Below are 15,351 nucleotides of genomic sequence, written 5' to 3'. Positions count from 1 at the left end.
GGTTCAGCCGCCGGATTCGAGCGTGAAGGCCGCGTTCTCGTCCTGACCGAGCAGCTTGACCAGCTGCGGCATGGCCGGCTTGAGCTGTTCCTTGAGATTGAACGGCGGATTGATCAGGAACATGCCGCTGGCCGGCAGGCCGCCGCGCTCCGAGGTCTTGTTGCTCTTGACCGTGAGCTCCACATGCAGCCAGCTCCTGCCGGCCTTGGTGGTCATGGTCTTCAGGCGGCGCGGCAGATCGTGCGCCTCGGGGCGCGGGATGATCGGATACCAGAACGCATACGTGCCCGTGGCAAAGCGCTTGAGGCTGTCGGCCGCCATGTCCAGCACCTTGGCGTAGTCGCTCTTGAGCTCGTAGCTGGGGTCGCACAGCACCAGGGCTCGGCGCGACGGCGGCGGCAGGAATTTCTTGATGCCCTCGAAGCCGTCCTCGTGCAGCACGGCCACCTGGCGGCCCGCTTCGAGCTGGGCAATGTTGCCGGCCAGCGAGCGCATGTCGGTGGGATGCAGCTCGAAGACCTTGAGCTTGTCGCGCTCCTGCACGCGCAGCAGGGACTGGATGATGAACGGCGAGCCTGGGTAGTTGCGCAGCTGCGCGCCCTGGTTGAAGGAGCGCACCGAGGCGATGTAGGCCTGCAGCACCGGGGCCAGCTCGGACTCCTTGGCCTGGGCCAGGCGCAGGATGCCGTCTGCGGCCTCGCCGCTCTTGTTGGCATAGTCGCCATCCAGACGGTACAGGCCGGCGCCGGCGTGCGTGTCCAGCACCGTAAGGGCGGCCTCCTTCTGGAGGAGGTATTGCAGGGTGGCGATCAGCACGGTGTGCTTGAGCACATCGGCATGGTTGCCTGCATGGAAGGCGTGGCGGTAACTGAACATAGGCGTGATGGTAACCAGCCGCGCTGGCGGGTGGACACCCATGGCGGCTGCAAGGTTGCCCGGCGCTGGCGCCTCGCGGCGAGGGCTGCCGGGGACTTGCGGATCGGGGGGATGGTGCGGTTGCGCCAGTTTTGTATAATGGCGGGCTTCGCAGCGATTTTATGGGTCCCGCGGCGAAGTTTACATCCCCGCCTAAGAGGCTTCCTTTTTGAAGAAGCACCGACCGCGGAAAAGGGCCCGCCAAACCTTTCTTGAAAGAGAAAACTCATGTCTACATTCAGCGCAAAGCCCGCTGAGGTGCAACACGAGTGGTTTGTGATTGACGCCACCGATAAGGTGCTCGGACGTGTCGCCAGCGAAGTGGCACTCCGTCTGCGCGGCAAGCACAAGGCCATTTACACACCTCACGTTGACACCGGCGACTTCATCGTCATCATCAACGCCTCCAAGCTCAAGGTCACCGGCACCAAGAACCTGGACAAGGTGTACTACCGCCACTCTGGTTTCCCCGGCGGCATCACTGCCACCAACTTCCGCGACATGCAGGCCAAGTTCCCCGGCCGCGCTCTGGAAAAGGCCGTCAAGGGCATGCTGCCCAAGGGTCCCCTGGGCTACGCAATGATCAAGAAGCTCAAGGTGTACGGCGGTGCTGAGCATCCCCACACCGCCCAGCAGCCCAAGGCTCTGGAAATCTAAGGAGACCTAGATGATTGGTGATTGGAACAATGGCACCGGCCGTCGCAAATCCAGCGTCGCACGCGTGTTCCTGAAGAAGGGCTCCGGCAAGATTACCGTGAATGGCAAGGACATTCAGGAATACTTCGGCCGCGAAACCTCGATCATGATCGCAAAGCAGCCCCTGGCTCTGACGAGCAACCTGGAAGCTTTCGACATTCAAGTGAACGTCCACGGTGGTGGTGAATCCGGCCAGGCCGGCGCTACCCGCCACGGTATCACCCGCGCCCTGATCGACTATGACGCAGCGCTCAAGCCCGTCCTGAGCCAAGCCGGCTTCGTGACGCGTGACGCTCGTGAAGTCGAACGTAAGAAGGTCGGCCTGCGCTCCGCACGCCGCGCCAAGCAGTTCTCCAAGCGTTAATCCGCTGGCACTGCAGGAAAGTCCCCCGGGGCTTTCCCCAGAAAAAAACCGCCTTTGCCGGCGGTTTTTTTCTGGGCGATGCAAACCTTTCTCATTCAGTGGGCAATGCCCCCACTTGCACTGTCGTCAAGCCGGCAGCCCCGGGAATTCCCGAGCCCTTTGCTGTACCATTCGGGCCAATTGAGAACTTCGGAGTATCCCCATGAGCGCCGTCGCAGAAATCACCGAAACCACCACCGCCGAAATGCCCACCCCGATCGTCTTCACCGACAGCGCAGCTGCCAAGGTGGCCGATCTGATCGCCGAGGAAGGCAACCCTGACCTGAAGCTGCGCGTGTTCGTGCAAGGTGGCGGCTGCTCGGGCTTCCAGTACGGCTTCACCTTCGACGAGATCACCAACGAAGACGACACGACCATGACCAAGAATGGCGTGTCGCTGCTGATCGACGCCATGAGCTACCAGTACCTGGTGGGTGCCGAGATCGACTACAAGGAAGACCTGCAGGGCGCGCAGTTCGTGATCAAGAATCCCAACGCGTCCACCACCTGCGGCTGCGGATCGAGCTTCTCGGTGTAAGCCTTGTCGGCCGCGCTGCAGTGAAGCCCGCAGCAGCCCGCCGCACAACACGCCACCAACCGCCGCGCAGCAATGCGCAGGCGGTTTTTTAACGCCTGCGCATTGCTGCCTTGCCATGATTCCTGAAGACAAAAGCGCTTCCGCCTCCACCACATCCTCCTCGCGTTCGGTGCTCCTATGGCTCGTGGCCATCGGCTTTTTCATGCAGACGCTGGACGGCACCATCGTCAACACCGCGCTGCCCACCATGGCCGAGGCCCTGGGCGAGAGCCCGCTGCGCATGCAGTCCGTCATCGTCGCCTATTCGCTGACCATGGCCATGCTGATCCCGGCATCGGGCTGGATGGCCGACCGCTTCGGCACGCGGCGCGTCTACCTGTGGGCGATTGCGCTGTTCGTGCTGGGATCGGTGCTGTGCGCGATTGCGCCCAACCTGCAGCTGATGGTGGCCGCACGCGTGCTGCAGGGCATGGGCGGTGCGCTGCTCATGCCCGTGGGCCGGCTGGCCGTGCTGCGCGCCTTTCCGCGCGAGCAGTTCCTCAAGGCCATGAGCTTCGTGGCCATTCCCGGCCTGGTCGGGCCGCTGATCGGCCCCACGCTGGGCGGCTGGATGGTCGAGTACGTGAGCTGGCACTGGATCTTCCTGGTCAACGTGCCCGTGGGCCTGATCGGCCTGGCCGCCACCCTGCGCTTCATGCCCGTGGGCGACCGCTTCGCCGTCAAGCGCTTCGACGGCGTGGGCTATGCGCTGCTGGCCTTCGGCATGGTGGCCGTGTCGCTGGCGCTGGACAGCATGTCGGGCAAGGGCATCCACGGCGCCATGGTCTTCGTGCTGCTGATCTTCGGCCTGGCCAGCCTGGCCGCCTACTGGCTGCATGCGCTGCGCCGGCCCGACCCGCTGTTCGCCCCCGAGCTGTTCGCCGTGCGCAGCCTGCGCGTGGGCCTGCTGGGCAATCTGTTCTCGCGCCTGGGCAGCTCCTGCATGCCCTTCCTGATCCCGCTGGTGCTGCAGGTCTGCCTGGGCTTTTCGCCGCTGCAGGCCGGCATGATGATGCTGCCCACGGTGCTGGCCAGCATGGCCATGAAGCGCCAGACCACCACGCTGATCCAGCGCATCGGCTACCGCCGCGTGCTCATGGGCAACACCCTGGTGCTGTCGCTGATGATCGCCAGCTTCGGCACGGTCTCCACGGCGCTGCCGCTGTGGGTGGTCATCGTCCAGCTGCTGATCTTCGGCGCCACCAACTCCATGCAGTTCACGGCCATGAACACCGTCACGCTCAAGGACCTGGATGCCGGCAACGCCAGCAGCGGCAACAGCCTGCTGTCCATGGTGCAGATGCTGGCCATGGGCATGGGCGTGGCCGCCGCAGGTGCGGTGCTGGCCGGTTTCAGCGAATGGTTCGGCGGCGATACGCCGCAGCACACCCTCAATGCCTTCCGCGCCACCTTCGTCTGCATGGGCGCGGTGACGCTGGCCTCGACCATGATCTTCTCGCAGCTGGGCGACGATGAGGATGTGCGGCCCAAGCCTTTGGTGCCGGCCGAGCACGAGTGAGGGCTGTGCATGCCTTTTGCACCCTGAACCGCTGCAATCCACACTTTTGTTGCGGGTTTACCCTTGTTTTTGGCAAGGATATATGGCAGCCCGCATAGGAAATATCGAGGCCGTCTTATGCGTTTGGGCGGGGCTGGACTTAATCTCGCGTACATCCGCAGGACTTACGCAAGCAAGAACGCAAACACGCCATCGCCACAGGGCCAGCGGCTTTCTTCCTCGGAATTTGCGTAAGTCGTGATCCGAACAGTCCACGCACCAGCAGTTGCCCCCACGAGCATGAGCCAGAGCCCCAGTTCCCAACCCATCCGCTTCTATCACCGCGGCCAGATCGTCGAGGTACAGGGGCCGCATCCCACGCGCTCGGTGCTCGACTGGCTGCGCGGCGACGCGCGCTGCACCGGCACCAAGGAGGGCTGCAACGAAGGTGACTGCGGCGCCTGCACCGTGGTCATCGCCGAGCTGGCCGAAGACGGCGCGCCCGACGCCGTGGGCGGCCTGCAGCTGCAGACGGTCAATGCCTGCATCCAGTTCCTGCCCACGCTGCACGGCAAGGCGCTGTTCACGGTGGAGGACGTCAAGGGCCAGTGCGCCGGCAAGCAGGGCTGTGCCACGGGCAAGCCCGCAGGTGGTGCCGAGCTGCACCCCGTGCAGCAGGCGCTGGTGGACTGTCACGGCTCCCAATGCGGCTTTTGCACGCCGGGCTTCGTGATGTCGCTGTGGTCGGCCTACGAGCACCACCAGCAGGCCGGCACGCGTCCCTCGCGCCAGCAGCTGGCCGACGAGCTGTCGGGCAATCTGTGCCGCTGCACGGGCTACCGTCCCATCCTGGACGCAGGCCAGCGCATGTTCGACCTGCCCGCCACGCGCATGGCCACCGAACCCGTGGTGCAGGCGCTGCAGGGCCTGCGCGCGCAGGATGCCGGCCTGGACTACGCCGCTCCCAACGCCGCCCAGGGCGGCCGTGTGGACAGCTTCCACGCTCCGCGCACGCTGGACGAGCTGGCCGCCGTGTGCGAGACCAAGCCCCGCGCGCGCCTGCTGGCAGGTTCCACCGATGTGGGGCTGTGGGTGACCAAGCAGTTCCGCGACCTGGGCGACATCGTCTATGTGGGCGACGTGGCCGAGATGAAGCGCGTCGAGGAGCGCCGCGGCGCGGGCAGCCTGGACGGCGGCGAGCTGTACATCGGCGCCGGTGCCTCGCTGGAATCGGCCTGGTCGGCGCTGTCGCAGCGCTTCGAGGGGCTGACCGATGTGTGGCTGCGCTTTGCCTCCGTGCCCATCCGCCATGCGGGCACCATGGGCGGCAACGTGGCCAATGGCTCGCCCATTGGCGACTCCCCGCCCGTGCTGATGGCGCTGGACGCGCAGATCGAGCTGCGCAAGGGCGCGCGCGTGCGCCGCATGCCGCTGCATGACTTCTATCTGGACTACATGAAGAACCAGCTGGAACCGGGCGAGTTCGTGCAGGCACTGGCCGTGCCGCTGGACGCTGCACGGCGCCAGACCCGTGCCTACAAGATCAGCAAGCGCTTTGACTGCGACATCTCGGCGCTGTGCGCAGGGCTGGCCATCGAGCTCGATGGCGAGGTGGTGAAGTCCGCGCGCCTGGCCTTTGGCGGCATGGCCGCCGTGGTCAAGCGTGCGGCCCTGGCCGAGGCGGCCATCGTGGGCCAGCCCTGGGACCAGGCCGCAGTGAAGGCCGCCCAGGCCGCGCTGGCCCAGGACTTCAAGCCCATGTCCGACATGCGCGCCAGCGCCGACTACCGGCTCAAGGTGGCGCAGAACCTGCTGCAGCGCCTGTGGCTGGAGACACGTCCGCAGCAGCCGCTGCCGCTGCAGGCCACCAGCGTCTGGAGCGTGATGCCCCACGCAGTGCACCAAGGAGCCTGAAATGAACCGCCCCATCGACCCTTCCCTGCTGCACTCGTCCGAGGCCTTTGCGCATTACCTGAAGAACACCGCCTTCCGCGTGGACGAGCGTGCCGAGGCCGGTGCCCACACCCAGGGCCAGCGCGTGGGCATCAGCCGCCCGCATGAGTCGGCCCATCTGCATGTGGCCGGCGAGGCCGCCTACATCGACGACCTGCCCGAACTGGACGGCACGCTGCACTGTGCGCTGGGCCTGTCGCCCGTGGCCAATGGCCGGCTCAATGCGCTCAGGCTGGATGCCATCCGCGCCATGCCCGGCGTGGTGGCCGTGCTCACGGGCGAGGACATTCCCGGCGTCAACGACTGCGGCTCCATCATCCACGACGACCCCATCCTGTGCAGCGGCGAGATCCGCTACCTGGGCCAGCCGCTGTTCGCCGTGATCGCCGAAAGCCGCGAGGCGGCGCGCCTGGCTGCGGCCCAGGCCAAGGCGGCGGCCGACATCACGGCCGAGCCGCCCGTGCTCACGCCCCAGCAGGCGCATGAGCTGGGCCAGTACGTGCTGCCGCCCATGCACCTGGCGCGCAGCACGAATGAAGGCGGCGCGCGCCGCGCCATGGACGAGGCGCCGCACCGCCTGAAGTCATCGTTCTACGTGGGCGGCCAGGAGCAGTTCTACCTGGAAGGCCAGATCAGCTACGCCATCCCCAAGGAGGACGGCGCCGTCCACCTGTACTGCTCCACCCAGCACCCCAGCGAGATGCAGCACCTGGTGGCGCATGCGCTGGGCGTGGCCTCGCACGCCGTGCATGTGGAGTGCCGCCGCATGGGCGGCGGCTTCGGCGGCAAGGAGTCGCAGTCTGCCCTGTTCGCCTGCGTGGCCTCGGTGGCCGCGACGCGGCTGCGCCGCCCCGTCAAGCTGCGCCTGGACCGCGATGACGACTTCATGATCACGGGCCGCCGCCACTGCTTCTGGTACGAGTACGAGGTGGGCTACGACGACGAGGGCCGCATCCTCGGCGCCGAGATCTCCATGGTCTCGCGCGCCGGCCACTCGGCCGACCTGTCCGGCCCCGTGATGACGCGCGCGCTGTGCCACTTCGACAACACGTACTGGCTGCCCGATGTGTCCATGCACGGCTACTCCGGCAAGACCAATACGCAGAGCAATACGGCGTTCCGCGGCTTCGGCGGCCCGCAGGGCGCGATCGCCATCGAGAACATCATGGAGACGGTGGCGCGCGAGCTGGGGCGCGACGCGCTCGATGTGCGCCGCGTCAACTTCTACGGCAAGACCGAGCGCAATGTCACGCCCTATAGCCAGGTCGTGACCGACAACGTGATCCACGAGCTGGTGGCCGAGCTGGAGACCTGCAGCGACTACCGCGCGCGCCGCGATGCCATCGCCGAGTTCAACGCGGCCAGCCCCGTGCTCAAGCGCGGCCTGTCGCTGACGCCGCTCAAGTTCGGCATCTCCTTCAACGTCAAGCACTTCAACCAGGCCGGCGCCCTGGTCCATGTCTACAACGACGGCTCCATCCTCGTGAACCACGGCGGCACCGAGATGGGCCAGGGCCTGAACACCAAGGTGGCCCAGGTCGTGGCGCATGAGCTGGGCGTGGGCTTCGGTCGCGTGCGCGTCACGGCCACCGACACCACCAAGGTGGCCAATACCTCGGCCACGGCGGCATCGACGGGGGCCGACCTCAACGGCAAGGCCGCGCAGGACGCGGCGCGCCAGATCCGCGAGCGCCTGGCTGCCTGCGCCGCAGAGCGCCATGGCGGCCGCGCGGAGGACGTGCGCTTCGCCAACGATCAGGTCCACGTCAACGGCAAGGTGCTGGACTTCAAGGCCGTGGTGGGCGAGGCCTACATCGAGCGCGTGCAGCTGTGGTCCGACGGCTTCTATGCCACGCCCGGCCTGTCGTGGAACAAGGACACCATGCAGGGCCGGCCCTTCTTCTACTACGCCTACGGCGCCGCCGTGAGCGAGGTGGTGGTGGACACGCTGACCGGCGAGTTCAAGCTGCTGCGCGCCGACGTGCTGCACGACGTGGGCCGCTCGCTGAACCCCGCCGTGGACGTGGGCCAGGTCGAGGGCGCCTTCATCCAGGGCATGGGCTGGCTGACCACGGAAGAGCTGGTCTGGCACCCGCAAAGCGGCAAGCTCACCACGCACGCCCCGAGCACCTACAAGATCCCGACGGCCAACGACTGCCCGCCCGTGTTCAACGTGCGGCTGTTCGAGGGCGACAACTTCGAGGACTCCATCCACCGTAGCAAGGCCGTGGGCGAGCCGCCGCTGCTGCTGCCGTTCTCGGTGTTCTTCGCCATCCGCGATGCCATCTCGGCCGCGGGCGGGCACCGCAGCAACCCGCCGCTGCAATCGCCGGCCACGCCGGAATCCATCCTGCGCGCCATCGAGGCCGTGCAGGCCGCCGGGAGCTGAGCGGACCGGCGCCGCCCCCTCATTCCTTGAATCCGCGCGCAGCGATGCGCGCAACCAGGTCCATGGCCGCCCGGCAGGGTGCCATGCCTTGTGCCGGCCTGGACAGCCGGTGCTCAACCCTGGGCGCTTTCACAACCGTTGCGCCCCGCATGCGAAAACAACACGGAGACAATGCGATGAACTGGATGGAACGGGTGTTCAAGCTCAGTGAGCACGGCACCAATGTAAGAACCGAGCTGGTCGCGGGCCTGACGACCTTTCTGACGATGGCCTACATCATCTTCGTCAATCCCTCGATCCTGGGGGATGCGGGGATGCCCAAGGGGGCCGTCTTCGTGGCCACCTGCCTGATCGCGGCGCTGGGCACGACCATCATGGCGCTGTACGCCAACTATCCCATTGCGCTGGCGCCGGGCATGGGCCTGAACGCCTATTTCGCCTACGTGGTGGTGCTGCACATGGGCTTCACCTGGCAGGCCGCGCTGGGCGCGGTCTTCGTCTCGGGCTGCCTGTTCCTGCTGGTGACGCTGTTCGGCCTGCGGGAGCTGATCATCAAGGGCATACCGCAGTCCATACGCATAGCGATCACCGTGGGCATCGGCCTGTTCCTGGCGCTGATCGCGCTCAAGAGCGCGGGCATCGTCGCCGCGTCGCCGGCCACCTTCGTGACCCTGGGCGACCTGCACAAGCCCGAAGTCATCCTGGCCTCGCTGGGCTTTCTGATCATCGTGGTGCTGGACCGCCTGAAGGTGCCGGGCGCCATCCTGATCGGCATCGTCGTGGTCACCGTGGCCTCGTTCTTCTTCGCGGGCAACGAGTTCCACGGCGTGTTCTCGGCGCCGCCCTCCATTGCACCCACCTTCCTGCAGCTGGACATCAAGTCCGCGCTGACGGGCGGCATCCTCAACGTGGTGCTGGTGTTCTTCCTGGTCGAGCTGTTCGATGCCACGGGCACGCTGATGGGCGTGGCCAAGCGCGCGGGCCTGCTGGTGCCCAGCCGCATGGGACGATTCAACCGTTCGCTGCTGGCCGACAGCGGCGCCATCTTCGCGGGCTCGCTGCTGGGCACCTCCAGCACCACGGCCTACGTGGAAAGCGCGGCCGGTGTGCAGGCTGGCGGCCGCACGGGCCTGACGGCGCTGACCGTGGCCGCGCTCTTCCTGTGCTGCCTGTTCCTGTCGCCCCTGGCCGGCGTGGTGCCCGGCTACGCCACGGCGCCCGCGCTGTTCTTCGTGGCCTGCCTGATGCTCAAGGAGCTGACCGAGATCGAATGGGGCGAGACCACCGAGGCCATCCCCGCCGCCGTCACGGCACTGCTCATGCCCTTCACCTACTCGGTGGCCAATGGCCTGGCCTTCGGCTTCATCACCTATGCCGTGCTCAAGCTGTTCACGGGCCGTTCCAAGGAAGTGCACTGGATGGTGTGGCTGATCGGCGGCGTCTTCCTCTTCAAGTTCGTCTATATCGGCGGATAGCACCCCCTGAGGCGCTGACGCGCCTTCCCTCGTATGCACGGCGCCCTCTCTCGCTTCGCGGGAGGGGGACGACGCCCTCGCCGCGAGGCGGCTCTTGCTCGGCGTCCCTGCTTTTGGGCCGCGCCAGTTTCATAGGCTTTGGGCTCAGGCAAGATGTTTGGTGGGCCCATGCTTGGCGGATGCCTTGCATGGTTTTTTTTATGCGGGGTAGATGGCGCCCAGGATGCGCGGGCCGCGTGCGCCTGTGACGGCCGGCAGGTTGCCGGGCAGGCCCAGCAGGGCCTGGCGCGCCAGCCAGGCGAAGGCGGCGGCCTCCACCTGCTGCGGCGGCAGGCCGCGCGCGGCCGTGGTGTCCACGGCCACGCCGGGCAGCAGGGCGGCGATGCGCTGCATCAGCTGCGTGTTGAAGGCGCCGCCGCCGCAGACCAGCAGCTCGCCGCCGCCACGCCCGAAGCGCTGCACGGCACTGGCGCAGGCCCGGGCCGTGAATTCGGTGAGCGTGGCCTGCACGTCGGCGGGGCGGGCATCGGCGGCGCTGGTTGCACTGGCGGACAGATGGCCGGCCAGCCAGTCCGCGTGGAACAGGTCGCGCCCCGTGCTCTTGGGTGGCGGCTGCTGCAGGAAAGGCTCGGCCAGCAGGCGGTCGAGCAGGGCGGGCAGCACCTGGCCCGTGGCCGCCCACTGGCCGCCGTCGTCATAGGGCTGGCCCGTGTGTGTCTGGCACCAGCCGTCCATCAGCGCATTGCCGGGGCCGCAGTCGAAGCCCAGCACCGTGCCATCGCCGGCCAGCACGCTGAGATTGGCAATGCCGCCGATGTTGAGCACCAGCACCGTCTCGCCGGGCCGGCCGAACACGCCCTGGTGGAAGGCGGGCACCAGTGGCGCACCCTGGCCGCCAGCGGCCACGTCGCGGCTGCGCAGGTCGGCCACCACGGCAACGCCGCTGAGCTCGGCCAGCAGGGCCGGGCTGTTGAGCTGCAGCGTGTAGCCCGTGCCGTCGAACATCTGCGGCCGGTGGCGCACGGTCTGGCCGTGGGCGCCAATGGCGGCGATCTGCGCGGGCGCCAGGCCCGTGGCCTGCAGCAGTTCCCGCACCACCTCGGCATAGCTGCGCGCCAGCGCATTGGCCGCCAGCGCCGCGCGGTGCAGCTCGTCGCGGCCCTCGGGGGTGTTCAGGGCCAGCAGCTCGGCGCGCAGCGCGGCATCAAAGCCACGGCTGGCATGCCACAGCACCTGCGTGCCTTCGACAAAGTCCACAAGCACGCCATCCACCCCGTCTAGCGAGGTGCCGGACATCAGGCCTATGCAGTAGCGGTGGGCGATGGGGGAGGGGGCTGGCTGGTTCATGCCGGCAATGGTAGCCCTGCAGGACCCCGGGGCTGGCGATCACAAAGGATGCGTCTGAAACAACAAAGGCTGCCAGGGCAGCCTTTGGAGGGGGGTGCAGTGCTCAGCGCTCGGTGGCCAAGGCCAGCGCCTCGTTCGATGCCTGCAGCTCGATGCGCATCTGCGCGGCCATCTTGTCGAAGGCGGCGCGGCCGGCCTTGGAGACGGGGCGGGCGGCATCGGTGGCCTGGACGATGGTCATGGGGTCGCGGTGCTCGCCATTGACGCGGAACTCGAAGTGCAGGTGCGGGCCCGTGGCCCAGCCCGTGGAGCCCACGTTGCCGATGATGTCGCCCTGTTCCACGCGCTGGCCGCGCGTGACGCCGATGTGGCTCAGGTGGGCATAGACCGTGGTGTGGTTGTTGGCGTGGTCCACGAAGATCACGTTGCCGTAGCCGTTCTGCACTCCCGCGAAGGAGACGGTGCCGTCGCCCACGGTGCGTACCTTGGTGCCCGTGGGCGCCGCGAAGTCCGTTCCCAGGTGGGCTCGCCAGGTCTTGTGGATGGGGTGCATGCGCATGGCAAAGCCGCTGCTGATGCGCGAGAACTCCACGGGCGAGGTCAGATAGGCCTGGCGGCGACTCTTGCCGTCCATGGTGTAGTAGTCGCCCTTGGCCTTGCCTTCGTCCTGGAACCACAGGGCCTGCACGACCTTGCCGTTGTTGTGGAACTCGGCGCTGAGCACGCGGCCCGCGCGCAGCGGCTCGCCATCGGCTTCCAGCGATTCGTAGACCACCGAGAAGCGGTCGCCCTTGCGCAGGCCGCGGCGGAAGTCCACGTCGCCCTGGAAGATGTCGGCCATCTGCATGGCCACGGCGTCGGGAATGGAGGCCGCATCGGTGGCGGCGAACAGCGAGCTGCGGATGATGCCGCCGGCCAGGCGCGGCGAGGCGGTCAGCTTGCCCGTCTCGATGCGTGTGCTCAGTTCATTGTTCTTGCGCTCGACCACGAGGCGGCGGAAGCTGCCGTCCTCGTCAGGTGCCCAGCGCACGGTCAGCAGGGACAGCTGGTGGTCGGGCGTGGTCTCGGCCGTCACCAGGCGGCCGGCGCGGCCCAGCACATGCTGGCGCACCTGGTCGTTGCCGCGCATGAAGGCGGCGGCGGCCGGATCGGCCACGCCCAGGCGCTGCAGCAGGGTTTCGGCCGTGTCGCTGCCACGCGTGTATTCGGAACGGTACAGGGACATGCCCTGCACACTGTCGGTCAGCTCGGCCAGGGTCTGGCCTTCTGCCAGCGATTCCACGGGCGTGGACAGCATGCGCACCGGCAGGTCGGCCGGATCGGGTCCCAGGTTGGCCACGGCGAAGGCGCCGCCGCCGCCCGTGAGCAAGATGGCTGCCAGTGCCGCGGTGACACGCTGGGGGTGTTGCTGGATCACGGAGGTCAGCCGCGCAACAAGAGCACCGCTGGCATGGTTCAAGCCATATTTCACAACATCAGATCCTTGGGTTGCGCGCATCCGGCCTGGGGGCCGGACAGCATCGCAGCGGCGGGATACGCTCTCCAGACGGGCAACAAGTCCGCGCTCTGTGGTGCGGAAAGGCGGGCGTCTAGAATTCGCCGCAGCGGGAAAATCCCCGGAGTATACCGACGCGGTCCTACGCGGCCTGGCGAAAAACCCTTATGAATCAATCTGCTGTTACAACATACCCGGTCACTGAAGGTGTAGGCCAAGCGCTTGAAATCACCCTGCGCGGCGTGGATGAACTGCTGCCCCAGGCCGACTGGGTGCAGAAACTGGCCCGCTCCGAGGCCACGGGCGTGCCGCTGCGCATCAAGCTGGGCCTGGATCCGACGGCGCCCGACATCCACCTGGGCCACACCGTGGTGCTCAACAAGATGCGCCAGTTGCAGGACCTGGGCCACCAGGTGATCTTCCTGATCGGCGATTTCACCACCCTGATCGGCGACCCTTCGGGTCGCAACAGCACGCGCCCGCCGCTGACGGCCGAGCAGATCAAGGTCAACGCCGAGACCTACTACACCCAGGCCGCCAAGGTGCTGGACCCGGCGCGCACCGAGGTGCGCTACAACAGCGAGTGGTGCGACAAGCTGGGCGCGCGCGGCATGATCGAGCTGTCGGCCAAGTACACGGTGGCCCGCATGATGGAGCGCAACGACTTCCACCAGCGCTTCACCGACGGCAGCTCCATCAGCCTGCATGAATTCCTCTACCCGCTGCTGCAGGGCTATGACTCGGTGGCGCTGCGCGCCGACCTGGAAATGGGCGGCACGGACCAGAAGTTCAACCTGCTCATGGGCCGCCACCTGCAGCAGGAATACGGGCAGGACACGCAGTGCGTGCTCACCATGCCGCTGCTGGTGGGCCTGGACGGCGAGCACAAGATGTCCAAGTCCAAGAACAACTACATCGGCATCACCGAGGACGCCAACACCATGTTCGCCAAGGTGCTGAGCATCTCGGACACGCTGATGTGGAACTGGTACACCCTGCTGTCGTTCAAGAGCCTGGCCGAGATCGCCGCGCTCAAGGCCGAGGTGGAAGGCGGGCGCAACCCCAAGGACGCCAAGGTGCTGCTGGCCAAGGAAATCACGGCGCGCTTTCACAGCGCGGCGCTGGCCGATGCGGCCGAGCAGGATTTCAACAACCGCAGCAAGGGCGGCATTCCCGACCAGATCGACGAGGTCAGCCTGTCGGGCGCGCCGCTGGGCATCGGTGCCCTGCTCAAGCAGGCCAACCTGGCGCCCTCGACCAGCGAGGCCAACCGCCTGATCGACGGCGGCGGCGTGCGCGTGGATGGCTCGGCCATCAGCGACCGGGGCCTCAAGCTCGAAGCCGGCACTTATGTGGTGCAGGTGGGCAAGCGCAAGTTTGCGCGCGTGACGCTGGGCTGATGCCCGCGCCGGGCCATGCGCCCGGCTGCACAGCAATGAAGGACGCCGGCATGCCCGCGTCCTTTTTTCATCGCCGGGCCGCCCCAAGATGAAAACGGCCCCCTCGGGGGGCGCGGACCTTGCGCAGCAAGGGGAGCATGGGGATTATTTTTCAAGCCGGGGGCGATTCGACGGTTTCGCGCGTGACCTCGGCCTGCTCCTGCAGCCACCGGCAGAAGGCGGCCACCTCGGGACGCGCTGCGCTGCGTGGGCCCACGATCAGCCAGTAGGCCAGCGGCGATTCCAGCCGGTGCGCGGGCAGCACCTCGACCAGGTCGCCAGCCGCCAGCGCATCGGCCACCAGCGGCAGCCGTGCAATGGCCAGGCCCTGGCCGGCCAGGGCGGCCTGCACGATCTGGTGGGCGTAGTTGAAGTACAGCCAGCGCGGCGGCTGCAGCTGGTCGCAGCCCTGCACGCCGAACCAGCGCTGCCAGCCCAGCCACTCCAGCTGGGGCATGCGGTGGGCGTCGCCGGTCTCGATCAGCGTGTAGCGCGCCGCGTCGGCCGGCGTCCTGAGCGGCGGGCCGCCGGCCAGCAGGCGCGGGCTGGCCACCACGGCCAATTGCTCGCCGAACAGGCGCTGCGCCTGGGGCCAGCCGTCGCCCGCACGGCCGTAGCGCAGGGCCAGATCCACATCGGTGGTGTCCAGGTCCATCACGGTGTCGCTGGTGTCGATGCGGATGTCGATATCGGGCCAGGCGCGCTGGAAGGACTCCAGGCGCGGGATCAGCCACATGGCGGCAAAGCTGGCCCAGGTGGTGATGGCCACGCTCTTGCGGCCCACGGTCTGGCGGATCTGGCGCACCGAGGCGTCGATCTGCTCCAGTGCGGGCGCCACCGAGCGCAGCAGCTGGGCGCCGGCCCCGGTCAGCTCCACGGCGCGCGTGTGGCGCAGGAACAGCGGCACGCCGACTTCATCCTCCAGCGACTGGATCTGGCGGCTCACGGCCGACTGCGTCAGCGACAGCTCGTCGGCGGCCGCGCGGAAATTCAGGTGCCGGGCCACGGCCAGGAAGGCACGCAGATGGCCGGCTCCGATGGCGCGTGTGCGCAGCAGGGGAACGGGTGCAGTGGTGGCATGGGGCATGGCGCCGCCAGCATACGTCAATCGTGTGACCGGCCGCAGCCCTTGGCGGGCAGATAATCGGCGGCGTTGCCGGCACA

General features: G+C 67.4%; 12 protein-coding genes. 8 read left to right on the top strand and 4 right to left on the bottom strand.

The features are described from left to right. Positions 1–3 precede the first annotated feature (3 nt). On the bottom strand, positions 4–876 hold the full coding sequence (locus tag ACF8O7_RS16640) for a 23S rRNA (adenine(2030)-N(6))-methyltransferase RlmJ (protein WP_017406717.1): 873 nt from the start codon (positions 874–876) through the stop codon (positions 4–6). Positions 877–1,143: 267 nt separating this feature from the next. On the opposite strand from ACF8O7_RS16640, the gene rplM reads away from it, so the two are divergent. From rplM to ACF8O7_RS16605, 7 genes are all read left to right on the top strand, one after another. Continuing rightward, positions 1,144–1,572 (top strand): 50S ribosomal protein L13, encoded by a 429-nt coding sequence (gene rplM / locus ACF8O7_RS16635; protein WP_012207711.1) that lies wholly within the window; start codon positions 1,144–1,146, stop codon positions 1,570–1,572. Between the two features lie 10 nt (positions 1,573–1,582). After that, positions 1,583–1,975, top strand: coding sequence for a 30S ribosomal protein S9 (gene rpsI, locus ACF8O7_RS16630; RefSeq protein WP_012207710.1), 393 nt, complete (start codon positions 1,583–1,585; stop codon positions 1,973–1,975). Positions 1,976–2,177: 202 nt separating this feature from the next. Next, entirely contained in the window at positions 2,178–2,552 is a 375-nt protein-coding gene (gene erpA, locus ACF8O7_RS16625) for an iron-sulfur cluster insertion protein ErpA (protein WP_016448458.1), read from the top strand. Between the two features lie 115 nt (positions 2,553–2,667). After that, entirely contained in the window at positions 2,668–4,110 is a 1,443-nt protein-coding gene (gene mdtD, locus ACF8O7_RS16620) for a multidrug transporter subunit MdtD (RefSeq protein ID WP_043790458.1), read from the top strand. Between the two features lie 279 nt (positions 4,111–4,389). Further along, complete coding sequence (xdhA, locus tag ACF8O7_RS16615; protein WP_016448454.1) at positions 4,390–6,003, top strand: xanthine dehydrogenase small subunit; 1,614 nt, start codon at positions 4,390–4,392, stop codon at positions 6,001–6,003. Between the two features lies 1 nt (position 6,004). After that, the gene (xdhB, locus tag ACF8O7_RS16610; RefSeq protein WP_017406714.1) at positions 6,005–8,431 is read left to right on the top strand and encodes a xanthine dehydrogenase molybdopterin binding subunit; all 2,427 of its coding nucleotides are present in this window, start codon (positions 6,005–6,007) and stop codon (positions 8,429–8,431) included. Positions 8,432–8,607: 176 nt separating this feature from the next. Beyond that, entirely contained in the window at positions 8,608–9,906 is a 1,299-nt protein-coding gene (locus ACF8O7_RS16605; protein ID WP_016448452.1) for an NCS2 family permease, read from the top strand. 198 nt (positions 9,907–10,104) lie between these two features. On the opposite strand, the gene ACF8O7_RS16600 is transcribed toward ACF8O7_RS16605, so the two are convergent. Further along, positions 10,105–11,253: an anhydro-N-acetylmuramic acid kinase gene (locus ACF8O7_RS16600; protein WP_392443872.1), complete on the bottom strand. Its 1,149-nt coding sequence runs from the start codon at positions 11,251–11,253 to the stop codon at positions 10,105–10,107. 103 nt (positions 11,254–11,356) lie between these two features. Next, on the bottom strand, positions 11,357–12,751 hold the full coding sequence (locus ACF8O7_RS16595) for a peptidoglycan DD-metalloendopeptidase family protein (RefSeq protein ID WP_052151611.1): 1,395 nt from the start codon (positions 12,749–12,751) through the stop codon (positions 11,357–11,359). A 164-nt stretch (positions 12,752–12,915) separates the two neighbouring features. On the opposite strand from ACF8O7_RS16595, the gene tyrS reads away from it, so the two are divergent. Further along, complete coding sequence (gene tyrS / locus ACF8O7_RS16590) at positions 12,916–14,148, top strand: tyrosine--tRNA ligase (RefSeq protein WP_016452751.1); 1,233 nt, start codon at positions 12,916–12,918, stop codon at positions 14,146–14,148. A gap of 151 nt (positions 14,149–14,299) precedes the next feature. Here the strand turns inward: tyrS and ACF8O7_RS16585 are convergent, their stop codons facing one another. Beyond that, positions 14,300–15,274 (bottom strand): LysR substrate-binding domain-containing protein, encoded by a 975-nt coding sequence (locus ACF8O7_RS16585; protein WP_012207701.1) that lies wholly within the window; start codon positions 15,272–15,274, stop codon positions 14,300–14,302. Positions 15,275–15,351: the final 77 nt, after the last annotated feature.

The organism is Delftia sp. WSY_16, from assembly GCF_043104415.1.
Classification (GTDB): domain Bacteria; phylum Pseudomonadota; class Gammaproteobacteria; order Burkholderiales; family Burkholderiaceae_C; genus Comamonas; species Comamonas tsuruhatensis.
This window is presented reverse-complemented; position numbering and strand designations above follow the sequence as displayed.